This window comes from Roseburia sp. OF03-24, from assembly GCF_003463035.1.
In the GTDB taxonomy this organism is placed as follows: Bacteria; Bacillota; Clostridia; order Lachnospirales; family Lachnospiraceae; genus Roseburia; species Roseburia rectibacter.
In genome coordinates this window covers 59,206-84,953 of record NZ_QSCK01000007.1, presented here as the reverse complement: position 1 = coordinate 84,953, position 25,748 = coordinate 59,206, and the positions used below count along the sequence as shown (strand labels likewise).

At 43.0% G+C, this 25,748-nt stretch carries 26 protein-coding genes; 5 read left to right on the top strand and 21 right to left on the bottom strand.

Features of this window, described 5'->3' with window-relative positions:
* The first annotated feature begins 149 nt into the window (after window positions 1-149).
* The gene (locus DXA60_RS04940) at window positions 150-392 is read left to right on the top strand and encodes a hypothetical protein (RefSeq protein ID WP_117920030.1); all 243 of its coding nucleotides are present in this window, start codon (window positions 150-152) and stop codon (window positions 390-392) included.
* 126 nt (window positions 393-518) lie between these two features.
* On the opposite strand, the gene rpsI is transcribed toward DXA60_RS04940, so the two are convergent.
* The 3 genes from rpsI to DXA60_RS04925 form a co-directional block, all read right to left on the bottom strand.
* Window positions 519-911: a 30S ribosomal protein S9 gene (gene rpsI, locus DXA60_RS04935; RefSeq protein ID WP_117920028.1), complete on the bottom strand. Its 393-nt coding sequence runs from the start codon at window positions 909-911 to the stop codon at window positions 519-521.
* 16 nt (window positions 912-927) lie between these two features.
* Window positions 928-1,356: a 50S ribosomal protein L13 gene (gene rplM, locus DXA60_RS04930; protein WP_117920026.1), complete on the bottom strand. Its 429-nt coding sequence runs from the start codon at window positions 1,354-1,356 to the stop codon at window positions 928-930.
* Between the two features lie 209 nt (window positions 1,357-1,565).
* Window positions 1,566-2,237: a DUF4352 domain-containing protein gene (locus DXA60_RS04925; protein WP_117920024.1), complete on the bottom strand. Its 672-nt coding sequence runs from the start codon at window positions 2,235-2,237 to the stop codon at window positions 1,566-1,568.
* A gap of 320 nt (window positions 2,238-2,557) precedes the next feature.
* Here DXA60_RS04925 and DXA60_RS04920 point away from each other — a divergent pair, with 320 nt between their 5' ends.
* A complete protein-coding gene (locus DXA60_RS04920; protein ID WP_117920022.1) occupies window positions 2,558-2,728 on the top strand; it encodes a ribbon-helix-helix domain-containing protein in 171 nt (56 codons plus the stop codon).
* Between the two features lie 85 nt (window positions 2,729-2,813).
* Here DXA60_RS04920 and DXA60_RS04915 read toward each other — a convergent pair whose 3' ends face one another.
* The gene (locus DXA60_RS04915; protein ID WP_243006760.1) at window positions 2,814-3,980 is read right to left on the bottom strand and encodes a serine/threonine-protein kinase; all 1,167 of its coding nucleotides are present in this window, start codon (window positions 3,978-3,980) and stop codon (window positions 2,814-2,816) included.
* An 83-nt stretch (window positions 3,981-4,063) separates the two neighbouring features.
* Between DXA60_RS04915 and DXA60_RS04910 the strand changes: the two genes are divergently transcribed.
* Window positions 4,064-4,498: an XRE family transcriptional regulator gene (locus DXA60_RS04910; protein WP_117920021.1), complete on the top strand. Its 435-nt coding sequence runs from the start codon at window positions 4,064-4,066 to the stop codon at window positions 4,496-4,498.
* A gap of 39 nt (window positions 4,499-4,537) precedes the next feature.
* On the opposite strand, the gene truA is transcribed toward DXA60_RS04910, so the two are convergent.
* The 9 genes from truA to DXA60_RS04865 all read right to left on the bottom strand — a co-directional run bounded on the left by truA (window position 4,538) and on the right by DXA60_RS04865 (window position 12,879).
* On the bottom strand, window positions 4,538-5,272 hold the full coding sequence (gene truA / locus DXA60_RS04905; protein ID WP_117920118.1) for a tRNA pseudouridine(38-40) synthase TruA: 735 nt from the start codon (window positions 5,270-5,272) through the stop codon (window positions 4,538-4,540).
* 109 nt (window positions 5,273-5,381) lie between these two features.
* Window positions 5,382-6,194, bottom strand: coding sequence for an energy-coupling factor transporter transmembrane component T family protein (locus DXA60_RS04900; protein WP_117920018.1), 813 nt, complete (start codon window positions 6,192-6,194; stop codon window positions 5,382-5,384).
* 17 nt (window positions 6,195-6,211) lie between these two features.
* On the bottom strand, window positions 6,212-7,090 hold the full coding sequence (locus DXA60_RS04895; protein WP_199536185.1) for an energy-coupling factor transporter ATPase: 879 nt from the start codon (window positions 7,088-7,090) through the stop codon (window positions 6,212-6,214).
* 15 nt (window positions 7,091-7,105) lie between these two features.
* On the bottom strand, window positions 7,106-7,966 hold the full coding sequence (locus tag DXA60_RS04890; RefSeq protein WP_117920014.1) for an energy-coupling factor transporter ATPase: 861 nt from the start codon (window positions 7,964-7,966) through the stop codon (window positions 7,106-7,108).
* 20 nt (window positions 7,967-7,986) lie between these two features.
* Entirely contained in the window at window positions 7,987-8,490 is a 504-nt protein-coding gene (locus tag DXA60_RS04885; protein ID WP_015522173.1) for a tRNA (cytidine(34)-2'-O)-methyltransferase, read from the bottom strand.
* A 48-nt stretch (window positions 8,491-8,538) separates the two neighbouring features.
* The gene (locus DXA60_RS04880; RefSeq protein WP_117920012.1) at window positions 8,539-9,714 is read right to left on the bottom strand and encodes a pyridoxal phosphate-dependent aminotransferase; all 1,176 of its coding nucleotides are present in this window, start codon (window positions 9,712-9,714) and stop codon (window positions 8,539-8,541) included.
* 1 nt (window position 9,715) lies between these two features.
* Window positions 9,716-10,192 carry an Lrp/AsnC family transcriptional regulator gene (locus tag DXA60_RS04875; protein WP_117920010.1) on the bottom strand — a complete coding sequence of 159 codons (477 nt, stop codon included), beginning with the start codon at window positions 10,190-10,192 and terminating at the stop codon, window positions 9,716-9,718.
* 82 nt (window positions 10,193-10,274) lie between these two features.
* The gene (locus DXA60_RS04870) at window positions 10,275-11,261 is read right to left on the bottom strand and encodes an AIR synthase family protein (RefSeq protein ID WP_186899344.1); all 987 of its coding nucleotides are present in this window, start codon (window positions 11,259-11,261) and stop codon (window positions 10,275-10,277) included.
* 73 nt (window positions 11,262-11,334) lie between these two features.
* A complete protein-coding gene (locus DXA60_RS04865) occupies window positions 11,335-12,879 on the bottom strand; it encodes a VanW family protein (protein ID WP_117920006.1) in 1,545 nt (514 codons plus the stop codon).
* A 290-nt stretch (window positions 12,880-13,169) separates the two neighbouring features.
* Here DXA60_RS04865 and DXA60_RS04860 point away from each other — a divergent pair, with 290 nt between their 5' ends.
* Window positions 13,170-13,790, top strand: a complete 621-nt coding sequence (locus DXA60_RS04860) for a tetratricopeptide repeat protein (protein ID WP_117920004.1) — start codon at window positions 13,170-13,172, stop codon at window positions 13,788-13,790.
* On the opposite strand, the gene DXA60_RS04855 is transcribed toward DXA60_RS04860, so the two are convergent.
* The 8 genes from DXA60_RS04855 to DXA60_RS04820 form a co-directional block, all read right to left on the bottom strand.
* A complete protein-coding gene (locus DXA60_RS04855) occupies window positions 13,773-14,504 on the bottom strand; it encodes a 3'-5' exonuclease (protein WP_117920002.1) in 732 nt (243 codons plus the stop codon). The genes DXA60_RS04860 and DXA60_RS04855 overlap by 18 nt on opposite strands.
* Window positions 14,482-16,347 (bottom strand): B12-binding domain-containing radical SAM protein, encoded by a 1,866-nt coding sequence (locus tag DXA60_RS04850; protein ID WP_117920000.1) that lies wholly within the window; start codon window positions 16,345-16,347, stop codon window positions 14,482-14,484. Before DXA60_RS04850 ends, DXA60_RS04855 begins: the two co-directional genes overlap by 23 nt.
* A gap of 114 nt (window positions 16,348-16,461) precedes the next feature.
* Window positions 16,462-17,040 (bottom strand): manganese efflux pump MntP, encoded by a 579-nt coding sequence (locus DXA60_RS04845; RefSeq protein ID WP_117919998.1) that lies wholly within the window; start codon window positions 17,038-17,040, stop codon window positions 16,462-16,464.
* 24 nt (window positions 17,041-17,064) lie between these two features.
* On the bottom strand, window positions 17,065-19,743 hold the full coding sequence (locus tag DXA60_RS04840) for a hypothetical protein (protein WP_117919996.1): 2,679 nt from the start codon (window positions 19,741-19,743) through the stop codon (window positions 17,065-17,067).
* A 19-nt stretch (window positions 19,744-19,762) separates the two neighbouring features.
* Complete coding sequence (locus DXA60_RS04835; RefSeq protein WP_117920116.1) at window positions 19,763-21,853, bottom strand: efflux RND transporter permease subunit; 2,091 nt, start codon at window positions 21,851-21,853, stop codon at window positions 19,763-19,765.
* A gap of 193 nt (window positions 21,854-22,046) precedes the next feature.
* Window positions 22,047-22,613, bottom strand: a complete 567-nt coding sequence (locus DXA60_RS04830; RefSeq protein WP_117919994.1) for a TetR/AcrR family transcriptional regulator C-terminal domain-containing protein — start codon at window positions 22,611-22,613, stop codon at window positions 22,047-22,049.
* An 18-nt stretch (window positions 22,614-22,631) separates the two neighbouring features.
* Window positions 22,632-23,684 (bottom strand): HD-GYP domain-containing protein, encoded by a 1,053-nt coding sequence (locus DXA60_RS04825; RefSeq protein WP_117919992.1) that lies wholly within the window; start codon window positions 23,682-23,684, stop codon window positions 22,632-22,634.
* Between the two features lie 42 nt (window positions 23,685-23,726).
* Entirely contained in the window at window positions 23,727-23,957 is a 231-nt protein-coding gene (locus DXA60_RS04820) for a hypothetical protein (protein ID WP_117919990.1), read from the bottom strand.
* Window positions 23,958-24,076: 119 nt separating this feature from the next.
* Here DXA60_RS04820 and DXA60_RS04815 point away from each other — a divergent pair, with 119 nt between their 5' ends.
* On the top strand, window positions 24,077-25,678 hold the full coding sequence (locus DXA60_RS04815) for a bifunctional diguanylate cyclase/phosphohydrolase (RefSeq protein ID WP_117920114.1): 1,602 nt from the start codon (window positions 24,077-24,079) through the stop codon (window positions 25,676-25,678).
* The last annotated feature ends 70 nt before the right edge of the window (window positions 25,679-25,748 follow it).

Below are 25,748 nucleotides of genomic sequence, written 5' to 3'. Positions count from 1 at the left end.
TGACCGCTTTTCATCAAGTTCCTTAGTCTGTCTCCTTTCCAATTCCCTGTATGCAATTTGCGAAGCGGTTAACACAATATCCGCATCTTGCACTTGTTCCTGTATAGTCAAATATGTGGACATTAGCAAGCCAGGAAACCCAAATTCATTTGACAGAAAACCATTCAGCAAGAAGGAAATCAAAACTTTGTGGGACGCACAAGAATCCAATCAATGATGATAATATGCAGCTTGCAGAAAAGTCCAGGGAAAAGATTCTGACAATCAAAGGCAACACACATGATGGATATGATGTCATCTTCAAGGATGGAAGAACAGTTCATTGCAAGACAAAACTGGAAATCAGAAAATGTCTTGCACAAGACAACAAAAGTCTTGCACAAGACACCTGATTCAGTGTTACTAATTTGTTTCTAACTTGTTACTAACAGACAAAAATTCATAAAAACGGACAAAAAGAAAAATCCCACAAATCCAAGGAATACCCTGAATCTGTGGGACTGATTTTTGTTCTTGAATTATCTCTTTGAGAACTGCGGAGCGCGACGAGCTGCTTTGAGACCGTATTTCTTACGCTCTTTCATACGAGGATCACGTGTTAAGAATCCTGCTTTCTTTAATACTGGTCTGTAGTCAGCGTCTACATTTAATAACGCACGAGCGATACCATGACGGATAGCTCCTGCCTGTCCTGTGTATCCACCACCACGAACGTTTACTAAAACGTCGAATTTATCAGCTGTCTCGGTAGCTGTTAAAGGCTGACGAACAACAACCTTTAATGTCTCTAACCCGAAATACTCATCCATATCTCTTTTATTGATGGTAACTTTACCTGTACCTGGTACTAAATATACTCTGGCAACAGATGATTTTCTTCTTCCTGTTCCGTAATACTTTGTATTAGCCACTGTTTTTCCCTCCTAATTAAAATGTTAAAGCTTCAGGTTTCTGAGCTGCATGCTTGTGATCCGGTCCAACGTATACGAATAATTTTGTATACATCTCTCTTCCTAAAGGTCCTTTTGGAAGCATGCCTTTTACTGCGTGCTCAATAACTCTTTCCGGATGTTTTGCTAACATTTCTTTTAAGGTAGTTTCTTTCATACCACCTACATAATCAGAGTGATTGTAGTAGATTTTCTGGTCTAATTTCTTACCAGTTACTTTAATCTTCTCAGCGTTAACAACGATTACATAATCACCTGTGTCGATGTGCGGTGTAAAGATTGCTTTATTCTTTCCTCTTAATACTTTAGCAACTTCAGATGCTAAACGTCCTAATGTCATACCTTCAGCGTCAACTACATACCATTTTCTATCAATGGTAGCTGGGCTAGCCATAAAAGTTTTCATTGATCTTCCTCCTAGAAATAATGTTACGGAACACCGCTGCAATGTGAATGTCCAGGACACACCGCTTGGTATTCAATAAATTGTTTATAGCTTAAATGTCGCTCCGGGGCTTTGGATTGACATTACTTCACTATCACAGACTTAAATAGTATAGTACACGACGCCTTGTGTGTCAAGTTTTTTTTGCCTTACTGTAAACTTTTTCCTGCCTATTTTATGATTTCAAACTTAAATTTATTACTGCTCCAGACATTATCCTTAAAATGAATTTCTATTGTTTTCCAGTCTGCCGGAACCTCATATCCTATTACACCATTCATTTTTTTCCCTGCTGCAATGGTTCCATCTAATTGATTTGCATCGTTTTTCTCCAAAAGAGCGTTCAGTGAATAGTTTAATGCGTAATCATCCGCATACGCTTCAAAACTTGCCATACTGCTTATATTTATTTCAGAATCAGAATTATTGGCAATCTCAAACTCTACCAGAACAAACTCATTTCCATCCGATGGTTTATTATACTCTGATCCACTATTCTGCGTATAGTTGACCATTGTAACCTGTACATCATTCATTTCCGCGGTTTCGCCAATGCCAAATATATCTTTCTCGCTATTCTCCTGTCCGGCAGATGTATCTTCTGTCATATTTTTTTCTGTATCTGTCTTATTATCCGTAGTATTCTGCACCGGATCATTCTCCACTTTTTTCGGTTTATCCTCTCCACCACCCGAAATTGCTGCAATAAGTGCAACCACGATCACAGCGATCACGATCCATTTACCGATGCCACCCTGTTTCTTTCTGCAGTTCGGGCATACCTTCGCGTCTTTTGGTATCTCCGTCTTGCAATACTTACATACCTTTGTTCCCTTTTCCATTTCAAATCCTCCTGTGTTTTGCGGAGCAAAATGCGACTGCCTTTGCAGGAGCAGAGGATTTTCCTCCTATGTTTTGCGGAGCAAAATGCGACTGCCTTTGCAGGAGCAGAGTATTTTACTCCTATGTTTTGCGGAGCAAAATGTCTGCTATGCAAGCAGCTTTATAGCTTCCATAGCATGTGCCTCTTGCATGGAGCAATGCCCAGCAAGCTGTGCATGATTTTCCTCCTGTGTTTTATATCATCCTACTTTATGCTACTTTATCCTACTTAGTGGTATATGTCAACCATTTATCGTATATATAAAATATAAAAGAAGAAATGAGGTTATCTATGAAACCATTAAAAAATAAAGTAAGCATTACACTTGATTCAGATGTTATCGAACAGTTAAAACTCCTCGCAGAACAGGATGACCGTTCTTTTTCCCAATACATCAATATGATATTAAAGGAATATCTGTCTCAACAGGATAAAAAGAAAGAAGCGTAAAACAGCTTCTGTCTTATGCTTCTCTCATCTTAACCATATTTATTTCGTTTTTGGTATGCTCTGTGCATACATTTTCTCTGTTCCTTTAAAATAATATCGCTTCTAAGGTTACACATATCACAGCTGCCGCAAAAATAAAAATAAATTCCGCAGCCACATAACCGATCAGTCTTATGATCCGTTTTTTGCTGTTTACAACCGGTATATTTCTCCGTATCCCCATATAGTCGCAGACAAAAAATATAAATACGATCTGTGACAGCCAGAGTACAAAACGTTCCAGTGTAAGCTCTTTAGCCGCGAGCGGCTGCCCCTTACTACCACTCAATTCTAACGACCAGAAGAAATATGTAACAAATGCATACCCCAAAACAGAAACGATCATTTTCCACAGTTTTCCAGATCGAAAACCGGGTATTTTATAAAAAGGCGGCTTATGAATACTCACATTTTCCATATTGTAAGACGCACTCACTGCACCGCTTACAGCAGTTTCAAGTTCATCCACATTCTGATACCTGTCTTTTGGATTTAAATTGATGCATTTTAATACCACCGGTTTTAAACGCCCCTCCGTTATCCTTTCCAGAGGAAAACAACGCATGAGCATATAATTAAGCAGTACACCCATCGCATAAATATCAGTTCTCGCATCTGTCTGCCCGAATCCGAACTGCTCCGGTGCTGCATAGCCTTCCGTTCCCATCATAACGGTATCTTTTGACTTGCCCGGCTGGTAAATCCTTGCAATATCAAAATCAATCAGCTTTACTTCTCCCTCATTGGTGATGATCACATTCTCTGCTTTCAGATCTCTGCATATGACCGGCATTTTCGCATTATGTAAAGGATGAAGTGCCCTGCACAGACAGATTATGACCTCTGCTGCTTCCCTCTCCGAAAAAAATTTTTCCCGCAGCATTTCTTCCAGATTTTTTCCGCTTAAATATTCCTCGATCACGATCAGATTCGTCTCTGTCTGTATACATTCATAAATTTCCGGTATATATGGATTCGGATTTTTCTTTAAAAAAAGATAAATCTCCTTCAAATCCGGTGCAACATACTTTCTTACACCAATGACACCATTTACTTTATTCCTTACGATATGTACTTTTTCATTCTCATTCAGCCTGCCAAGATCCACATATTCCGACAGACGGTATTCTTCCTCAAGCAGCATATGACTTTCCACCAGTTTCTTGCATTCATCTGTATAACACGCTATGATAGATGTCGGACAGTAAAACAACCTTACTCTTTTTGCCTGATGACATCTGTATAATCATATAAATGTATTTTATTATTTTTTGGACAACAATTCAAGGAGACCTTATGAAACAGCAAACGACAGACGAATTAATGAAACTTCTCACTGCCACCAAAAATACGGCTGAATTAAAACAATATACCGATACACTTCCGGAAATGGCAGCCGTCTCGACTTTTCCGGAATATCTGAACGAACAGATGATAGCCCACAATATAACCGCTGCAAATCTGATCGCCGCAGCCCAGATACAGCGCAATTACGGCTACCAGATCTTAGACGGCAGACGAAGTCCCTCCCGTGATAAGGTTATTTCTCTCTGCCTTGCGCTAAAGCTCGATCTTTTGGAAACGCAGCGTGCTCTCACGCTCACAAAAAACGGACAGCTCTATTCTAAAAGCAAACGTGACTCTATCCTCATTTTTGCCATAGAAAAAAAGCTGTCCGTGATCGATGCCAATGCCCTCTTAGAAGAATTAGGTGAGCCTTCTCTAAGCTGACTGACTTCAGCCGTATTTTAAAATATTCCGTTATCCTGCTTACTCAAACTCGATCCCCATCATCGTAAGTCCATGTGCCGGTGCCGTAGGTCCTGCCGCACTGCGGTCTTTTTTTGCAAGGATCTCTCCCACTTCATCCGGTGCAACCGCGCCACCGCCAACCTGCACTAACGTCCCTGCAATGATCCGTACCATATTATAAAGGAAACCATTCCCGGTCACACGGATCGTAATGATATCCCCATCTTTTTCCACATCACAGGCATAAATGGTACGCACCGTCGTTTTTACCTGTGCACCGATCGCACAGAAACTCTTAAAATCATGCTCGCCCACTAGATAAGATGCCGCCTTTTTCATTTTTTCCACATCCAGCGGATAATGATAAAAATAAGTATCCAGCCGTCTTGTAGGCATACGGAATGTCCTGTTTAAGATGCGGTATTCGTAAGTCTTTCTGCTGTTCTGATAACGTGGATGCCAGCCATCCTCCACTTTGCATGATCCCTGCACCACAATATCCTCCGGCAGTCTCTGATTCAGGGCAAATGCGATCTTATCTGCCGGCATCCTCGTGTTCGTATCAAACACCGCAATATTTCCAAGTGAGTGTACCCCGGAATCCGTCCGGCTTGCACCGCTCACCACGATCTCTTCCCCCAAAAGTTTCGAGAGATTTTTATTTAACACTTCCTCTATCGTGATGCCGTTCGGCTGCACCTGCCATCCTTTGTAATTTGTGCCGTCATACGCCACAACCATTTTTATACGCATACTGATCCTGTCCCCATTTCTAAACAGCCTGCCGTGTCTGCTTCCATAACTATCTATTTGTTTCTGTGGCACAAAGCTGCTTATATTTTGCAGCTTCATGCAACAAAATTTACTGCGGAAACGGTAAAAAGAATCTGCACAACAGAATAACCACAAAATATCCGATCACAAGCACATATGCCTTATGATCCACACCCGCATAACGCAGCGGTTTCATCTTGGTTCTGCCCTCACCGCCATTATAGCAGCGTGCCTCCATCGCCATCGCAAGGTCATCGGCGCGGCGGAACGCAGAAACAAACAACGGTACTAAAAGAGGAATCATATTTTTCACTCTCTGTAGCAGATTGCCGCTCTCAAAATCAGCACCTCTTGCCATCTGTGCTTTCATGATCTTGTCCGTCTCCTCGATGAGGATTGGAATAAAACGAAGTGCGATCGACATCATCATTGCGATCGCATGTACCGGAACACCGATTTTTGTCAAAGGCATCAATGATTTTTCCAGACCATCCGTAAGCTGGTTTGGCGTTGTTGTAAGTGTCATGATCGAAGTACCAAGAATCAGGTAAGTCAGCCGGATCGCCATCAGAATCGCATTCTGCGCACCTTCTGCTGTGATTTTAAAGATCCAGAAACTCACGATCGGTGTACCCGGTGTCAGGAAAAGATTAAAAGCCGCCGTGATCAGCATCAGCACCACGATTGCCTTTAACCCCTTTACCATAAACTTAAACGGAACCTTCGATGACTTAATGCAGAAGACCAAAAATACAGTCGCAACAAGTAATGCCGCAATCCCTTTAAAACAAAACAATGAAATAATATAAATAAATGTAGCAAACAGTTTTACGCGCGGGTCCAGTTTATGAATGACGGAATCCGCCGGATAATACTGGCCCAGTGTAATATCTCTTAACATCTTCTTCCTCCGAACCGTTACATATGAAAGTCTGTTTTTCCGGAATCAATTCCGGTCAGCGCCTCAAGCAGACACGCTCTCGCCTCTGCTACTGTCGTGGCATCTGTATCAACATTCAGACCTTTTTCCTTCAGTTCATGCATCAGGTAAGTCACCTGCGGTGCCGCAAGACCAACTGATTCAAGCTCCTTATAATGGCGGAACACTTCTTTCGGCGCGCCATCAAACATCACGCTTCCATGATTCATTACGATAATCCGCTCCACATATTTTGCGACATCCTCCATGCTGTGTGATACCAGAATAACCGTAATGCCCCGCTCCCTGTGCATCCGCTCCACAAGATCTAAAATTTCATCACGTCCTGCCGGATCAAGTCCTGCTGTCGGCTCATCTAGGATCAGTACTTCCGGCTTCATCGCAAGCACGCCCGCGATCGCAACACGACGTTTCTGTCCACCGGAAAGATCAAACGGAGACTGGTAATACAGTTCTTCCGGCAGTCCGACACTTCGCAGAGCCTCAAATGCCCTAAGTCCTGCCTCTTCTTTTGATAATCCCTGATTTTTCGGTCCAAAACACACATCATCAAAAATGGTTGTCTCAAACAACTGATGCTCCGGATACTGGAATACCAGACCAACACGGTTTCTTAGCTCACGCAGATCAAAATCATCTTCATAAATATCCTGACCATGAAAATATATCGTTCCGGATGTGGCTTTCATCAGTCCGTTCAGATGCTGGATCAGAGTTGATTTACCGGAACCGGTATGCCCGATCACACCGATAAACTGTCCATCCTCGATCTTTAAATTCACATCCTTTAACGCCTGAATCTGATACGCAGTTCCCTCGCTGTATACATAATTCACTTTATCTAAAATAATTGACATGTTCATCCTCATTTCTTAGTCAATCTGTGCAATCCTAAGGATATGTCCGACCAGTTCTTCCCTCGTCAGCACGCCAAGCGGAATATCGAGTCCAGACTGTCTGAGCAAGTCCGCAAGGATCGTAACCTGCGGTACATCAAGCCTGTATTCTTTGAGTTTTCCGACCTGTGAAAAAATCTCACGCGGAGTTCCCTGCATGACAACTTTTCCCTTATCCATTACGATCACCTTATCAGCACCGACTACCTCTTCCATATAATGTGTGATCAGAATGATCGTGACACCCTTTTTCTCATTAAGTTCATGTGCAGTACGGATGACATCTGCTCTTCCGTTCGGATCAAGCATCGCCGTCGGCTCATCTAACACGATACATTTTGGCTCCATCGCAACAACGCCTGCGATCGCAACACGCTGTTTCTGTCCACCGGAGAGCTTATTCGGTGAATGATGGCGGTATTTTAACATGCCGACCGCCTTTAGGCTCTCCTCCACACGCTGCCAGATCTCATCTGTCGGCACACCGATATTTTCCGGTCCGAATCCGACATCCTCCTCTACTACGCTCGCAATGATCTGGTTGTCAGGATTCTGGAAAACCATTCCGGCGGTTTTTCGCACCGGAATGACATTTTCTTCTTTTGAAACATCCATGCCGTCCACAAAGAGACTTCCCTCGGACGGGGCTAACAGTGCATTGATATGCTTCGCAAGCGTAGATTTACCGGAACCGTTATGCCCTAAAATCGCAATAAAATCTCCCTGCTTCACATCCAGATCCACGTGATCTAAGGCAGTCTGGATCGACTCTACATTTCCCTCTTCATCACGTCTGATATACTCATGCACAAGCTGTTTTGCCTTAATAATTCCCATCTGTTTTTATCCTTCCCGTATCAGTCGTCCCAGCGCAGTCTGTGCAGTTCGCCCTGCAGCTTCATATGGTCAAACTGATTCTGTCTGAGTGCCTCATAGAGCACGATCGCAACGGAATTTGACAGGTTCAGTGAACGTGTCTCCCCGATCATCGGAATCCGCACACAGGTATCCGGATTTGCTTTTAAAATCTCCTCCGGAATCCCTGCGCTCTCTTTTCCAAACATAATATAGCAGTCCGGTTCGTAAGAAACCTCTGTGTAAACATGACGTCCTTTGGTCGTTGCCATATAAATCTTTGCACCCGGATTTTTCTCACAGAAATCATCCCAGTTCACGTAAGTCGTCACATCAAGTTCACTCCAGTAATCCATTCCGGCACGTTTTATTGACTTTTCGTCAAGATGGAATCCCAGCGGCTCGATCAGATGGAGTCTTGTCCCTGTTGCAACACAGGTTCTTCCGATATTTCCTGTATTTGCCGGAATCTCCGGCTCGTATAATACAATATTTAACTTTGCCATAATACTCCTTATTTCTGCGTAGAAACAGACAACAATGTGAATAGCAGCCTATTTTTCACTCTGTTTTCTCAGTCCCTGAATAAATGCTTCCATGCGATTCATTGCCTCTTTCAGATTCTCCAGTGAATATGCATAGGAAATGCGGATATATCCCTCTCCGCAGTCACCAAATGCAGTTCCAGGAACGACTGCAAGCTTCTCTGTATTTAAAAGCTTTGTTGCAAACTGCTCGGATGTCATGCCAAACTCACTGATGCATGGAAATACATAAAATGCACCAAATGGCTCGAAACAGGAAAGTCCCATTTCTTTAAAACGATGAAGCAGATAACGGCGTCTGCCATTATACTCCTCTCTCATCTGTGCCACATCTTCATCTCCGTTTTTGAGAGCCTCAACACCTGCATACTGGCTCGTAGACGGTGCACACATGATCGCAAACTGATGGATCTTTAACATCTGCCCGATGATCACACGCGGTCCGCATGCATATCCGAGACGCCAGCCTGTCATGGCATGTGATTTTGAAAATCCATTGATCACGATCGTCCGCTCCCACATGCCAGGTAAAGATGCGATCGTTACATGTTTTTCAAGATAAGTAAGCTCGGAATATATCTCATCACTCAGCACAAAAATATCGTGTTTTTTGATCACTTCCGCAATTTTCTCAAGATCGGATCTTTCCATGACCGCACCGGTCGGATTGTTTGGGAACGGAAGCACTAAAAGTTTTGTCTTCGGCGTGATCGCAGCCTCTAATTCCTCCGGTGTCAGACGGAACTCATTTTCTGCCTTTAACTCAATGATGACCGGCACTGCACCTGCTAAAATGGCACAAGGCACATAAGATACATAGCTTGGCTGTGGGATCAAAACCTCATCTCCCGGATCTAACATGGCACGCATAGCCGCATCGATCGCCTCACTGCCCCCGATCGTAACCATGATCTCATGATCCACGTCATAAGACACTCCGTAATGTCTGTTTAAATAGCGGTCGATTTCAATCTTTAAATCTTTTAAACCTGCATTTGAGGTATAATGTGTTTTTCCTTTTTCCAGGGAATAGATACCCTCGTCGCGGATATGCCACGGCGTATCAAAATCCGGTTCACCGACACCAAGGGAGATAGCGTCCTTCATCTCATGCACTACATCAAAAAACTTACGGATCCCGGACGGCTGAATCGTTGTGATTGTTTTATTTAACGGATCTCTCATATTACATCTCTATCCTTTCATCTTTTGCCGGTTCTGCCATAACGGTTCCGTGGTCTTTATATTTTTTCAGAATAAAGTTCGTCTTTGTGCTTAAAACAGAGTCAAGCGGTGAAAGTTTATCGGAGACAAACTGTGAAACCTCACGCAGTGTTTTTCCCTCGATCGTTACCATAAAATCAAAACCGCCTGAGATCAGATAAACAGAATTTACTTCCGGATAGTTGTAGATACGCTCTGCCACCTTGTCAAATCCCATTCCACGCTGTGGTGTGACACGCACTTCGATTAAGGCAGTTACCTTTTCAATGCCTGCCTTATCCCAGTCGATCAGGGTATGATATCCGCAGATGATATGCTCTTCTTCCATCTTTTGAAGCTCATTTACCACGGCAGCCTCATCCACGCCTAAAATAATTGCCAGTTCCTTTAAATCTATTCTGCTGTTCTTCTCTATAAACGTTAAAATCTTTTCGCGCATGATATCCTCCATAATTTGTACTCTTTTGAGCACTATCTTAATTTCTGACAATAGATTTTCCCGCTAAATGCACAATCTATTGTTATGATACTACCTTATATAATTCGTCCGTCTTAGGCGGTTCTAAAAACCGTCTCTCATCCTCATTTAATAAAACTCTGTCATTTCCGGCTGTTGCTTTTCCGATAATTGTTGCCGGTATTCCTGCTTTTTTCAGTTCATTTACCAGCAGATTGCCATCGGCTGCTGCCATCAGCATAGAACCGCTTGAGATCAGTTCATATGGGTTGATTCCGAAAAATTCACAGATCTCGATTGTTTCCTGACGAACGGGAATCTTTTTTAAATCGATTTCAAGTCCGACGCCAGATGCTTCTGCCATTTCCCAGAGTGCACCAAAGATACCGCCCTCTGTGACGTCATGCATAGCACTAACGCCAGACCGAACGGCGACTGCAGCCTCTGAAAGTACGGATAAATATACATCCAGTTTTTTTGCATTTTCAACAAATGGTGCAGAAAATCTCGTTAACAGTTCTTTTTCTTTTTCCTTTGCAATGATGGATGTTCCCTCGATCCCGATCCATTTTGTCACAAGGATATCCATTCCCGGTTTTGCCCCGCCGGTAGAGATCACACATCCGTCTTTTACTTTTCCAACACCACATACGGAAATGACCGGCTGGTTTACAACTGCAGTGATCTCCGTATGACCGCCCATGACCTGCACACCTGCTTTCGCACATGCTGCCTCTACCTGCTGCATCATCTCTCTTAACTCCGGTTCCTCAACCTCTGGCGGAAGTAAGACCGTAAGCAGCACACCGACAGGCTCTGCTCCCGCACTGGCAAGATCATTTGCTGTGATCTGGATCGCAAGCGTACCGATATCCTGTGCCGTTCCTGTGATCGGATCTGTTGACATCACAAGTGTCTCATCCTCTGCCAGCTTGACCGCCGCGCAGTCCTCTCCCACACCGGCGCCTAAGACAACCTCCGGTCTTTTGGTATGTATCTGTTTAAATACGGAGCGTTTGAGCACATTCTCCGGTACTTTTCCAATCTTCATCGCAAACTCCATTCCTGTTTATAGTTATAGGCTGTCTCTTACGAGGCAGCCTCTTTTTGTTTCTTATAATAAATTACTGACCATTTCCGCCGTTATCTCCGCTGACATCCACCTGTCCGTCTCCGACGATTGCCTGCTCCTCTGCAGACTGGTTTTCAGCCGGTTGTTCCTGTGTAGTCGATACCGCTGCCGTAAACTGAGCCACTGCGGCATAGATAGTCCCCTCGTCACCGGTCGCTAATGCAGCGCCGATCGTCGCTGATGCATTCGGATCTTCTGACGCGGTTCCAACATTGACGATCTTCGGTGATGCTTTGTAAGTACTCTTATTAAATACTTCGCGGCTTTCTTCCACACCGTCTACCGTAACAACTTTCCAAAGCTGTGCCACATATCCGACATGTTTTCCCTGTGATACACTCATCGTTCCTACCGGATCTCCGGTTGCCACAAACTGTGTACCCGGATCCTGCTCCGACACAACTTCACTCTCATATGTTACCTTGCGGTTTGCAGGTCTTGTCTCTTCCCCGTATATATTGAAATAAACATTTTTCCCTGAAGTATATCCTTCAATATAGATCGGTACATCCTGATTATTTACGAATTTTAAATCCTTATAATCACCTGCGATCGCAGCATCCATAGATGGCTTTACATAGGTAACGATCATAGAATGGTTTGAACGCTCCGTAACTTCAAGCTCCGCTAATATAACTGCATTATATAAAGTCGTTGAAACCTGGCAGACACCACCGCCATATGACTGCACCGTCTGCCCGTTCTCATAGGCTCCTGCTAATTCATAACCATTTGCTGCATCTAACGGTCCGATCGTCTCGTATACAGAAAACTCTTCTCCCGGATACAGAACAGTTCCGTTGATCTTATCAGCTGCTGTTGCAATATTATCACAGCGGTTCTGAGTGGAAGAACTGTAATTCGTATTGAATCCACCAAGCAGGTCTTTTACCTTAGAAAGCTCTTCTTCACTTCCCTTAGGTTCCACGATCTCCGCTGCCAGTTCAATACTTCCACCCTGTCCGTCCCAGCCGTCACTGACATAATTTTCAATCGCAGCGATCGACTTTTCCACATTGACCTCAACACCCTGTGATCCTTTAATGATCTTAAACGTACCGTTCTCACGTACCAGTCCGTTGTCTACTGCTTTCTGATCAAGCTCATCCGCTTTCTCGTCAAGTAACTCAGAAACCGTATCATGATCTACGTTCAACACCATATCAATGACAACATTGCCATTTTCAAGGTCTTTTTTATCCTTATATCTTTTGATCAGATTACCGCTCTTTCCGACATCCATCGCCTCTGAAACAACGTTCATATCGGTAAACTCAAGTGCAAGATCCGATGCTTTCACCTGTGTGCTGCGCTCTCCCGCAGTCAGTGTAAATACTGCTTCCCCTGCATTATTTACATAATCAGTCACTGCACTCAGAGCTTCCTGCTCTGTCATGCCGCCAACATCAATATTGCCAATATAAACTCCCTCTGCGATACGGTCTGTATCTTCCGCTTTTGCCTGCGTCGGATTCATAACGAAGCCAAATGCCATGGCTAACCCCAGAGCTGTTAATATCTTACCTGTTTTTTTCATCTTTTCCCTCTGAAACTATTGCTTTTACTGAATCTTTGTTGTTCATTTTATCACAACTGCCCTCTTTTTCAAGATGCATTACCACGAATATATTTGACTGTTTGCCCTGTTTTTAGTATATTTTACATGAACAGATTTATTACAACAGTGCCGCAAGTACAGTAGTAAGTAACATTGTTCCTACCAGAATGATCACAACTGCTGCAAGTACTTTTTTATTTTTCTTTTTACTGAAATCATACATATCGATGTACCTCCATTTCAAAAACACGGCACGGAAAGGATTTAACATGCCACTTTTAGGTTTATTTATTGCAGTTATCTGCCTGCTCACATTTTTCCGCAAACGTTCCATCCGCTCTCAGGAGAGCGCCACCGACCGTTTCTGGAAAAAAGAATCCATTGCAAACAACACCCGTTTAAAGGATTTAAGCGGACTTCCCTATATTACCATACCTTTTGATAAATTTCCAATAGGTATGTACGAAAATGATTTATTAAAAAAATATGAAAAAACTCTGCAGGCTCTTTCCGGACAAAAGATCGTCAATCTGGGCACGCAGACCAATACCGATCTAAAGATCGCCTATGGGACTGCCAGTCTCCCTGCCCTGACTGACTACGAGCAGAATTTTACCACACTTTGCCAGGCTCTCACTGCCTATGCAGGGCAGCTTATAGAACTCGGTCATACGAATGAAGCCCGCACAATTTTAGAATACGGCATCAGCATTGGTTCTGATTTAAGCCAAAACTATCTGCTTTTAGCTGAGATCTACCAGTCTTCCGGTGATACGGAACAGATCCGTAAACTCCTTTCATCTGCAGAACAGCTTGACTCCCTGATGAAACGTTCGATCGTAGAAAAACTGACTGCAATGCTCCCAGAGGAATCATCCGTTAAAATCTGATTTTTTCCTCTGCAGCTTTCCATGTCTGGCAATAAGCTGATCTGTAAGTCTTGATGCTTCACTTCTTGTCATCTCTGCAAGATCATCCGGCAGTTTTATCTGATAATGTGCTGCATATTCCCTTAAATATTTCATCTGCCGTGCCGTTGCCGGTGTCTGCTTTTTTACCTTATAAAGAAGCGGTTTCGGCAAAAAATCTTCGGCATGTTCTTCCTCATACCGTTCCCTGAGTGCCTCATAAACCTGCCACGTTTCGTAAGCGTCATGAAATGCACGATGTGCATTTTCTCTTTTTACCCCAAAATATGCACACAGACTTTCCAGATCTTTTTTCTGTTCTCTGGGCAAAAATTTCCGTGCAAGTTTTAAAGTATCGACCGCATTCCGCTCTAACGGCATATTGTGGTTGACTGCCCACTGTTTTAAAAAACTGTAGTCAAAAATCACATTCTGCCCAACGATGATATCATCTCCGATAAATTCAAAAAACTGCTTCATGGCATCTTCTTTTTCCGCACCTTCCTGCACCATCGTCTCCGTAATTCCGGTAAGTTCGGTTACTTTTTCCGGTATCTTTATATTCTGACGTAAAATTGCACCAAACTGATCGACGGCATGATGGTTTCTGACTTTGACTGCCCCCACTTCTAAAATATGATCGGTCTTTACATTCAGACCTGTCATTTCAAGATCAATTACTACATAATCCTGCATTTTCGTCCTCCATGATCCATGTTACCTTTGCCTGATGATCTAAAGGATCCCTGTCTGTATAATCAAACAGTGCATATAATGGCTTTTCTGCACGCTCTGGCAATTCTTTTAATACACGCTCTCCTTTATCCGGAAACCGGTAGGAAAAACACTCCACATGGGACTGCTTTCCATTTTTACAGTATATCCGCGTCACCTGTTTCCATGTGCTTAAATCTTTTGCCCATGCCGGTCTGCTCTTGCAGTTTTCCCGGTAATACAGATCAAAGATCAGGCTTTCTTTTATAATATCAGAAATCTCACAAAGATTTTGCACTTCCTGTAGATTTTCCTTCTCCGTGTCAGCAGAAAATGTTTCTTCCACGAACTCAAGCAAAATTTCCGAACGCCGGATTCTCGCATGGCTCATGCCAAAGTAGCCTTTTTTCTCATAAAATTTCCCAAGATCCTGAAACAGGAAAAAAGCACTTTTAAACAGAACTCCGAGTACTTTCATTGTAACTTCAAACTGCCCGCTGTTATAATACACTTCAAGCATTTCTTCCACCTGGCGTATCTTTAATACATCATCATAAGGCAGCCATTTTGTTTTAAGCACCTCATAAGGCGGTCTGCTGTGGTATGTGATCTCATATTCTTTCGCATGCTCATACATATAGGAGCCCTTTAACACCTTTAAGAAGCCAAGCTGCAGCTGGTTCGGACGAAGTTCATAAATCTCGTCAAAAGATTTTGCAAATGTATCATAATCTTCAAATGGAAGTCCTGCGATCAGATCTAAATGTTCATGGATGTTCTCATGTTTCTGAACCTCTCTCACAACTTCCTTTAACCGTTCAAGCTGCATGGTACGGTGGATTTCTTTGATCGTTACCCCATTTGTCGACTGCACACCGATCTCTAACTGGATCAGTCCCGGCCGCATGGTACCGATCAGGGCAAGTTCTTCCTCCTTTAACAGATCTGCCGAAATTTCAAAATGAAAGTTGGTGATCCCATTATCATGTTCTTTGATGTAAGACCAGATCTCCATCGCATGCGCATGATTGCAGTTGAATGTCCTGTCCACAAATTTTACCTGTGGAACTTCCCGGTCAATAAAAAACTGCAGTTCCTTCTTCACAAGTTCCGTGTTGCGGAAACGAAGCTGCTTTTCCACGGAGGAAAGGCAGTAACTGCAGGAAAACGGACATCCGCGACTTGATTCATAATAAATGATACGGTTTTTAAAATCGCCTGCCTTGTCATAGCAGAATGGGATGTCACTTAAATCGAGCATTTCCCTCGGTGCGGTAAAGATGATCTCATCCCCGTTTTGGTATGCGATCCCTGTGATTTCTCCGAGTTTCGATCTTTCCTTTGTGCATTTACTCTCTCCTGTCCTCTGTGTTTCCTGTATTCTCTGCTTTTCTTCCGTTTCTTTGTCTCTCCGGCTTTCTCCGGCATAATACTCTGCCAGTTCACAGAAAGTCTTTTCCCCTTCCCCGATCATCACACCGGTAATCTGCGGATGGCATCTTAAAAAGCTCTCCGTCTCGTAGGATACCTCAGGACCTCCCACCCAGATCGGCACTTCCGGACGCAGCTTGTGAAATTCCTCTGCCAGTTCCTCCACATAAGCAATATTCCAGATATAGCAGGAAAACATTAAAACATCCGGTTTTGCCTTATAAATTCCCTCTAAGATATCTTCCATCTGGTTATTGATCGTGTATTCTCCGATCTCCACCGTGTCTGAAGCCGTCATGCCTTTCGCATAATGTGCGGCATATGCACGCAGATTATACACAGCAAGATTGGAATGTATGTATTTGGCGTTAATCGCCGTAAGTAAAATTTTCATCTGTTCTGCCTCCAACATTACCATTATAACGGAGAAAAAAACTTGTTGCAACGTACGAAAAAAATACGGTTCCCAGCCGCCAGATTTTTCTGGCAGCCGGAAACCGGATTTATCCTACCGCAAAATATGTTTTACGATAACGTCTATTCCCGCGATCCACAGAAGTATCGCTCCTGCAATATATGCTTTTGTCTTATGCTCAAATCCCAGATGATATCCGGTATAGATACCAGCCACGACAACCGCAATGGTAAGTCCGGCAACCATCAGAAGCATCACAAGAAGATTTGTTCCAAGGAAACCAAATGCTATACCCGTCAGCAGGGTATAACTACTGGTAACTGCTGCAATTGCAAGCAGATGTTTCCAGCCGAGTTTCTGCTCACAGTGCTCTATGATCCGCTCGTTTTTTATGGCTTTTGCAACCAGCCGCACTCCCAGGCAGAAAAAGATGGCTGCTGCAATGACAAATCCAGTCACTTTTTCATTGTGCGTTATAGTATTGCGATACAAAATTCCTGACAGATAACTTCCGACGAACAGTGCTGTCATCTGCCATGCAGCAATCAGTATACACAGTTTGCCAAGCTGTTTTTTATCTATCTTTGCTATCAGTGATCCCTGACACTCCATGGCTGCGAATATATCTAACGATATGCCTGCTATGATCAGCAGATTCTCCAACGCATTCATCTTACTCCTCCTAAAGGCTGTTTTTTAATCTTCAGCTTTTACCGCATCTGTTTTAATAATGAATTTAACGCTTCCGTTCACTCCGTCTGCAATGTCAGTATAAGTCTGATAATCAGCACCGGCATCTAATACAGCCTGAATACGGTCAACAAGCGGCTCGATATCTCCATTGTAAGAATTGATGATCTCGTCGATTCCTTCTTCACTGAACTCTGTAATTCCGTCTGCAAGTTTATGTGCACCGTCAGAAAGCTCTCCCACACCATCAATGATCGCATCGGTTCCATCACTTAAAGTGCCTGCACCATCGTTTAATTTTTCATTATTAGAAACAAGTGTGGATGCCCCGCTTGCAAGCTGGTCTGTGCCGCTCTTTAACTGCTCAGCTCCTGTTGCAAGTGATCCGGCTTTCTCTTTCAACTGTCCGATACCACCGTCTAAAGTATTTAAACCGTCAGACAGATCAGACGCTCCTTTGTGCAGAGTCGTTGCTCCATCTGCCACCTGACCTGCTCCTGTTGCAAGATCACCTGCTCCTTTCTTTAAGGTTCCTGCTCCTGTTGCAAGGTCTCCGGCACCCTTCTTTAACTTGGTTGCTCCTGTTGCAAGATCACTTGCTCCTTTCTTTAAGGTTCCTGCTCCTGTTGCAAGATCACTTGCTCCCTGTGCCACCTGACCAGAACCACTAGTCAGATCATCCATTTTTCCAGCCATAGTACTGATTGCACCGGATGCCTGCGCTGCTCCATCTGCCACCTGTTTCGCACCAGCCTGAAGTGCTGTAAGCTGTGCCTGTGTTGTCGGATCAGAAATCTGACTAGCTGCTTCATCGATAGCTGAAACAGCTCCCTGAGCCTGACCAATTGTTGCGATCTTGTCTGACAGGCTTACCGCTACAGTCATTGCATCATTTACTCTGTTGATTGAAACACCGCCAAGTGCCTGTCCCACCTGCGTAAAAATTGCTGTTGCACTTGCAGGATTTGCACTGTACATGGCAATTCCGTTCATCAGATTTGACTGTGCGCTCTTTAAGGAATCGATCGTAGCCTGTGCATTTTCAATGGATGTACCATTTGCCTGTAAATTGGCATTGATCTGATCTTTTTTAGTCTGTAAAGTTGTTGCCATATCTCCCAATTTTCCAACTAATGTATCCACACCTGCACTGACTGCAGATGCTCCGCCTGCAAGCGTTGTTTCACCGCCGTTGACAGCAGTATTTAAATCTTTTACTCCTTTCGCAAGTGTCTGGACACCTGTATTCAGACTGGAAGCTCCGGCAGCTAAAGTGTCTGCTCCAGTAGACAAATCAGAAGCTCCAGTAGATAACGTATCTGCTCCGGTAGAAAGATCATTCACTCCGGTGGAAAGTGTATTGGCTCCGGTGGAAAGATCACTTGCACCTTTGGACAATGTATTGGCTCCGGTAGATACATCCTTGGCACCTTTCTTTAAGGTTCCTGCTCCGTCTTTTAAGGAAGATGCTCCTTTTGCTGCACTTGCTGAACCATCTTTTAAGGTTCCCACACCACTGATCAGTGTTGGTACACTTCCTGCTAAGGTATCCACACCACTCTTTAATGTTCCGATTCCTGTGGATAAAGTAGAAGCTCCATCCGTATAATCTTTGATACCGTTCTTTAATGTTCCGACACCGTCTTTAAACTCACCCATCTTGGATTTTAAAGTATCTACACCGTCTGCGAGCTCACCGGAACCATCTTTTAACTGATCTGTTGCATCTGTTAAAGTATCTAACATATCATCAACTTCAGAAAGATCTGCATCTCCGTCTTTGCTGATAAAGTTTGTTGCATTCATCACAACTGTCATTGTGGTGCTTAATGAGAAATTCTCCACATCTGCAGTTACTTCCACGTAATCCGGGATCGATACATCTCCGTCAAAATCAGAATCATCCACATCTAAGCTCTCTTTTAATCCCGGAAGTGCATATCCGACTACAATATTATTTTTGCCATCGGAGATTACTTTACCATTGGTAACTTTTACATTGGAAAAGCTGTCATCTAATACCATTCCGCTGACCGCTGCAAACGGAACGTAGATTTCTTCCTCTTTTCCTGCGATCTTTGTCTTTACTGTCTCATTGTTGGTATAGTCAAAACGGATCGTCACTTTTCCTGATTTTCCTGCAAGTTCTTCCGGCTTTACTTCCTTACCATCCAAAGAATAGGTAATTGTCTGGGATACCGGTGTCTCTTTTGTGGAGGTTCCCTGATAATAAATATCGTTGCCGTCTGCCTGCCAGGTCAGTTTGCTGCCATCCTGTTTGAATGTCTCATCACCTTTTACATTTTCGATATCTTTTAAGGTAGAAGCATCCTCGATCGTATCCTTATTTTCATCATTGATCAGATGATCGGAAACGATCACTTTGCGCTCTTTTCCGGTGCTGTCTGCAAGAACATATACCGTTTCTTCTTTGCCAATCTCTTTCTCGCTGAATTTGATACTGTCATCTAATGCATCTTTTAATTTGCTCTCAGCATCAGAATCATCTTTTTCGCTGTCTTTTTCGGTGCTCTCTGTACTTTCAGTACTCTCCTGTGCTGTCTTTGCTGCAAATACATTTGCCGTGGAAACTCCTGTTCCGACCATTCCAACGACTAACACACCTGCAATAATACGGATCACATATTTTCTTGTAAATCTTTTCTTTAATTCTGGTAATTTCATCTTTTTTTCCTCCTCTATTTTACTGAACTGACGAATCTTTTTTATAACGGAAACCTGCACTTGTTACACAGATTAATTTATCAAATACCATAAACATTGCCGGCAGGATAAATGCTACGACAACCAAACTGATCAATGCACCTCTTGCAAGAAGCATACATAAGGAACTGATCATATCGATACTGGAATACATTCCTACACCAAATGTTGCTGCGAAGAAACTTAATGCACTGACGATGACAGACTGTAAGGAACTGTCTAACGCTGTTTTTACTGCATCACGTTTCTCTGCTCCGTGGTTTCTTGCTCTCTTATATTTGTTTGTCATAAGAATTGCATAGTCAACGGTTGCACCGAGCTGGATCGTTCCGATTACGATGGAAGCGATAAACGGAAGAACCGTTCCGGTATAATGCGGGATACCCATGTTGATGAAAATCGCAAACTCGATTACCATAACAAGGATGACCGGTAATGAGATCGACTTTAATACGAATGCGATAATAATGAAGATTAAAATAATAGAAACTGCATTTACTGTGTTAAAGTCTGTATTTGTAATCGTGATCAGATCCTCCGTACATGGAGCTTCACCAATTAACATTGCGGTGTCATCATATTTTTTAATGATATCGCGGATCGCATCACACTGTGCATTTACCTCATCTGATCCTGTCTTGTACTCAGACATAACATAGATCATCTGATATTTTCCATTGTCAAGCATCTCTTTGATATCATCCGGGATCATATCCTTTGGTACGGTAGGTCCCATAACGGAATCAAGTCCTAATGCCAGTTTTACACCGTCCACATCACCGATCTCATTTTCCAGGTTTCTTGCATCTTTGGAGTTTAGATCGCTGCTTGCAAGGATCACATGTGTCGCACCCATATCAAAATCATTTTCCAGTGCGTTTCCTGCTTTTACACTCTCTAAGTTATCCGGAAGTGTTCCCATCAGATCGTAATATACCTGATTGTGATTCTGTCCGTAAAAAGCAGGTCCGATGATCGCTAAGAATAAAATAATAAAAATCCAATAATGTTTTGTCACAAATCCTCCGATACGTCCAAGATCCGGTATGAAGGCTTTATGTCTTGTCTTTTCGATCCATTTATCCATTGCAAGGATCATTGCAGGAAGGATCGTAACACATCCGATAACACCAAATACAACACCTTTTGCCATAACAACACCAAGATCCATACCAAGTGTAAATGTCATGAAACACATTGCAAGGAATCCGGCGATCGTTGTGATGGAACTTCCGACTACAGAAGTTAACGTCTGTGAGATTGCATGGGACATCGCACGTTTCCTGTCATCCGGATAGCGTTCCTGATTCTCTAAGTAACTGTGCCACAGGAAAATGGAATAGTCCATTGTAACTGCAAGCTGTAATACTGCTGCAAGTGCCTGTGTAACGAAAGAAATCTCTCCTGCGATAAAGTTCGTTCCAAGGTTATATACGATTGCCATACCGATACTCAGAAGGAAGATAAACGGTAAAAGGAATGAGTCCATCGTAAGTGCAAGCACCAGTGCGGATAATCCTGCTGCGATCACAACATACATGATGACCTCACTGTTACAGATCTTTTTGATATCGGTAACGACTGCGGACATACCGCTCAAAAGACACTGTTCATTGGTCAGTCCCCGTATCTCCTCGATGGCATCAAGTGTCTCATCTGCTGACATGGAAGTATCAAATGTAATGATCATAAGCTGGCTGCCTGTATCTGCATTCTGCAGGGAATCTCTCAGGTCATCCGGCAGCATATCCATCGGGATGGAAATATCAGCAAGTGCACCATACCATAAAACATCTTTGACATGGTCGATCTCTTTTAACTTATCCTCTAACTGCGTGATCTCTTTTTCCTGCATGCCATCTATGACCGCCACGGAAAAAGCACCTGTTCCAAACTCGTCTAACAGGATATCCTGTCCTTTCATCGTCTCAATATCTCCCGGGAGATATGAGAGGATATCGTAATTGATCCGCGTATTCATGTAAGTGATCCCGGTCGGTATCAACAGCAAAAAACTCAGGATCAGAATCGGGATACGGAATTTCACTACCCATTTTCCAAACTTAATCATCTTTTTCACTCTTTTCTTTCTTTTTATTTTCCTGTGGCATACATTCCCCCTGCCACAATTTCCTTTAGTGTAAAAAAAAAGACTGAATCTGAAAAGATTCAATCTAATTTTTCTGTAGCATCTTATTATACAAATTGCCCAAAATGTATATCAAAGTTAACATTTGATTCCGATTGTATATTTAATTCACATATTAAAGTTCCGCTAAAATATCTTCCATGGATCTCTTTATGATGTAATCATAGATCTCTGCTAACTCCCGCGCTGAGATCGTCATCCCGGACCGAATCCAGTTCATGACAATATAGCACATGGACTGTGCATAATACGCAGCAATACGTTCCGGTGTCAGCCAGACATACTTTGGTTTCTTCGTGGCTGCCGAACGTTCAAACACCCTCAGGAACACCTTCATGATACAGGACTGTGCAATGCTCTCAAACGAGTTCTGTCCCTCTAAGTGGATCGCTTTCTGATAAAACTCCTTTTCTTTTTCAATGTTGGAAAATAAAAGTATCAATGCCTCGTTTACCATACCGTTCTGTATCAGAGGTTCTGCCGGAGCGATCAGCTGTGTATCTATGATCCACTCCAAAAGTTCATATTTGTCCTGAAAATGGTTATAAAATGTCGGCCGTATCACGCCTGCCTTATCTGTAATCTCTTTGATCGTAATCTTCTCGATCGGCTGTTTTAATGCAAGTTCTTTAAAACTTTCTGCCAAAAGCGTATCTATCGCGCTCTTTCCCTGTCCAGTCATATCTCCCTCAAAGTATTTTTACATAATCATTCTTCCTATGGTAACGCTGCGACCTTCCGGATCATCACGGAGATTGAGCATCTCGCCTGTCTCCACGATCTGTACCAGCGGTCTGAGAGAAAAATCTCTAAAATTCTTTGCCACAATGCCGCGCTGTCCGTTTGATAACTCCACTTCGCATCCAATCGGATAAACCGCCATTCTGCGTAAAAATATATTAACTAACTGCGGATCAAATTCCGCTCCCGCCATTGCCATCATATATTCAATCGCATCTGCCGGCGAAAGCTGTTCCCTGCCGGGACGCTTTGATATCATTGCATCATAGCTGTCTGTAACTTTAATGATCCTCGCATATAACGGTATGTCTCTTCCGCTTTTTTCCAGCGGATATCCTTCACCATTAAACCATTCATGATGCATCAGTATCCCACTATAAACCATCGCAGGAAAATGATAGGATGTTTTCAAATATTCTGCTCCAAGTTTTGGATGACTTTTCCACGCTTCCCTCTCTTTCCCGGTAAGCGGCCATTTTCCATTTGCGATTTCTTCAGGTAAAAACTTTTTTCCTAAATCATGCAGTATTGCTGCAATTCCAAGATCATATAATTTGTTTCGTTCCAGTCCGTATCTCGCTCCAACCATGATAGAGAGCACACCGACATTCACTGAATGGTAATAAATATATTCATCATAATTGCGGATATCCATTATGTTAAACATTACATCGCCATTTTTCAGGATATCTTCCACAACATTTTTCACTGTCATGCGCAGCTTCACTTCATCGACCGGCAATTCGCTGTCATCCGTATCAAAATCAAACAGCTCATGTATCAGTTTTAATGCCTGACAACGCACCTGTGGTGTGAGCACCTGTTGTATCTCTATGCCACATGTAAATTCATCATCTATGTATATTCCAGGATATCCGAGGAACTCCAGGTTGGATATATATTCTGATGTCAGGAGCAGATGTTTCGCTAAAAGAAGTCTTCCCGCTCCATCATAAATATCCTGTCCAAGAGCCATTCCCGGCTTTAACCTGCTTGTCGGTATATAGCGCATGTACTTATCCTTTCAAATTACAATACATATATTTTATACCATTTATTCGTCAAATTCAACTGTCACAAAGTACCCTTTTGGGGTTTCTTTTACGTCTACAACTTTTCCCTCTCTTGATCTGATCCGTTCACTTACCGCATAATTTGCAGACATCGCATATGCCTTTCCTAATGTATAATAGTAGGAACTTGGCAGTTTTCCCTCTGTGACCGGCAAAACATCCCCGACCTCTAACAATCCCGTGCGTTCCATTTTAAACTCTTCACATCTCATTTTCTTTCCTCTTTTCTGCACCGGCTATATCAAAAGCACCATTGTCACACCAAAAGTATTATAGTATAATATTGCTACATTCTCAAGAAAAATCACTTCCGGAGGCTCCTTACCATATGTTGTCAGAACACAAAGATACGATTCTGGAAAATTTCCTGTCGTCTGCGATCCGCACTTTAAATACCGATGAAATTTACAATATCCTGATAGATTCTCTCATTTTGCTGCTGAATCCCCAGGGACTTTTACTAACACAGAATTTAAACACCAGACGTTCCTTTTACACTGTACGCAGATGGGGAGATATTTTCTTTGAAAAAGATTACTCCGTTCCTTCTGACGCATTTCTCGAAGAGATACTGCACCAAAAAGGTTTTCTTGTAACAGGATCAGATTTTCTTACAGACAATCCTCTGTTAACTCCCCGGCAGAGCCGCTGGCTCGCACAGCAAAATATTCACGCAATTAAGGCGATCCGTTATCAGCAGGCTGTCATTGGTCTTTTGTATATTGCTGACGATGCGGACCGCATCTACACCGAAGAGGAACTTGTCTGTCTCGACCGTATCTGTTACTATGCTGCGTATCTTCTGCGCAACGCCAACCTGTATTATAATGCTTACCATGCTTCGATCACAGACAGTCTTACTTCCTTATATAATAGAAAACATGCCTTTGAATGTATCAAAGATGCCTGTTCGACGGATACCCCGATTGGTCTGATCCTGCTCGACATTGATGATTTCAAGCTCTACAATGAGCTTTACGGTGCCACGGAAGGAGATAATCTGATCACGCTCTGTGCGCAGGCAATCCTTTCAAAGATCAGCCCGTCTGACCTCGCATTCCGTTATGGCACAGATGTTTTTATGATACTGACACAGGGGGATGATCCCACCAGTGCAGGTGCACTTGCTAATGAGATCATCCATAATATCATCAGTCTGCGGAGCAAAAACGATACCGTGTGGGACACAAGCATTACCTGTGGTATATCCACTTTCCCATCTATTTCTCCAGATGCGAAAACACTGCTCCATAATGCAGAACAGGCGATCTATTATGGTAAACTAGGGGGCAAAGGTCACCTTACCGTTTACCGGGCCGGTCTTGAGACACGTTCCACCGATTCGAACTTAAGAACTGCATACGAACGTGTTGCGCCTACCATCTATGCACTGACCGCTGCGATCGATGCCAAGGACAGCTACACATTTATCCATTCCATGAATGTGTCGAAATATGCTGTGATCTTAGCCAGAGATCTTGGCATGAGTGAAAATGACATCGAACTTGTGCGTGATGCCGGTATGCTGCATGACATCGGAAAAATCAGTATTCCGGAACGTATTTTACAGAAAACCTCGGAACTGACACCGGAAGAATATGAGATCATGAAGACACATGTTGAAAACTCCACAAAAATGATCCGTTATCTGCCACATATGGATTATGTAATTCCTGCAGTACTTGGTCATCACGAACGGTATGATGGCACGGGATATCCGCGTGGTCTTGCCGGTGAGGATATTCCTTATATGGCAAGAATACTTACCATCGCCGATTGTTTTGATGCCATGACTGCCAGACGTCCATACAAAAATCCGCTCTCTGTCTCCTATGCTGTCAGTGAACTGAAAAAAAACAGTGGAACACAGTTTGATCCGGAATTAGTCGACGTATTTATCCGGCTTATCAATGAAGGTAAAATTACAGTATAGCGCAGTCTGGGCAATCAGATGCAGCTTGCTCAAATATTCTATTATCACGAACCAAAAAAGTGTCCCTGAA

Bases quoted from the DNA above. Each gene is read 5' to 3' on its own strand.
- DXA60_RS04875 (WP_117920010.1), bottom strand. From the start codon at position 10,192: ATGCGCGAAAAGATTTTAACGTTTATAGAGAAGAACAGCAGAATAGAT.
- DXA60_RS04830 (WP_117919994.1), bottom strand. From the start codon at position 22,613: ATGACTGGACAGGGAAAGAGCGCGATAGATACGCTTTTGGCAGAAAGT.
- truA (WP_117920118.1), bottom strand. From the start codon at position 5,272: ATGCGTATAAAAATGGTTGTGGCGTATGACGGCACAAATTACAAAGGA.
- DXA60_RS04925 (WP_117920024.1), bottom strand. From the start codon at position 2,237: ATGGAAAAGGGAACAAAGGTATGTAAGTATTGCAAGACGGAGATACCA.
- DXA60_RS04870 (WP_186899344.1), bottom strand. From the start codon at position 11,261: ATGAAGATTGGAAAAGTACCGGAGAATGTGCTCAAACGCTCCGTATTT.
- DXA60_RS04865 (WP_117920006.1), bottom strand. From the start codon at position 12,879: ATGAAAAAAACAGGTAAGATATTAACAGCTCTGGGGTTAGCCATGGCA.
- DXA60_RS04910 (WP_117920021.1), top strand. From the start codon at position 4,064: ATGAAACAGCAAACGACAGACGAATTAATGAAACTTCTCACTGCCACC.
- DXA60_RS04825 (WP_117919992.1), bottom strand. From the start codon at position 23,684: ATGCGCTATATACCGACAAGCAGGTTAAAGCCGGGAATGGCTCTTGGA.
- DXA60_RS04820 (WP_117919990.1), bottom strand. From the start codon at position 23,957: ATGAGATGTGAAGAGTTTAAAATGGAACGCACGGGATTGTTAGAGGTC.
- DXA60_RS04850 (WP_117920000.1), bottom strand. From the start codon at position 16,347: ATGAAAATTTTACTTACGGCGATTAACGCCAAATACATACATTCCAAT.
- DXA60_RS04920 (WP_117920022.1), top strand. From the start codon at position 2,558: ATGAGGTTATCTATGAAACCATTAAAAAATAAAGTAAGCATTACACTT.
- DXA60_RS04895 (WP_199536185.1), bottom strand. From the start codon at position 7,090: ATGTCAATTATTTTAGATAAAGTGAATTATGTATACAGCGAGGGAACT.
- rplM (WP_117920026.1), bottom strand. From the start codon at position 1,356: ATGAAAACTTTTATGGCTAGCCCAGCTACCATTGATAGAAAATGGTAT.
- DXA60_RS04880 (WP_117920012.1), bottom strand. From the start codon at position 9,714: ATGAGAGATCCGTTAAATAAAACAATCACAACGATTCAGCCGTCCGGG.
- DXA60_RS04840 (WP_117919996.1), bottom strand. From the start codon at position 19,743: ATGAAATTACCAGAATTAAAGAAAAGATTTACAAGAAAATATGTGATC.
- DXA60_RS04845 (WP_117919998.1), bottom strand. From the start codon at position 17,040: ATGAATGCGTTGGAGAATCTGCTGATCATAGCAGGCATATCGTTAGAT.
- DXA60_RS04855 (WP_117920002.1), bottom strand. From the start codon at position 14,504: ATGCAGGATTATGTAGTAATTGATCTTGAAATGACAGGTCTGAATGTA.
- DXA60_RS04835 (WP_117920116.1), bottom strand. From the start codon at position 21,853: ATGATTAAGTTTGGAAAATGGGTAGTGAAATTCCGTATCCCGATTCTG.
- DXA60_RS04890 (WP_117920014.1), bottom strand. From the start codon at position 7,966: ATGGGAATTATTAAGGCAAAACAGCTTGTGCATGAGTATATCAGACGT.
- DXA60_RS04885 (WP_015522173.1), bottom strand. From the start codon at position 8,490: ATGGCAAAGTTAAATATTGTATTATACGAGCCGGAGATTCCGGCAAAT.
- DXA60_RS04860 (WP_117920004.1), top strand. From the start codon at position 13,170: ATGCCACTTTTAGGTTTATTTATTGCAGTTATCTGCCTGCTCACATTT.
- DXA60_RS04900 (WP_117920018.1), bottom strand. From the start codon at position 6,194: ATGTTAAGAGATATTACACTGGGCCAGTATTATCCGGCGGATTCCGTC.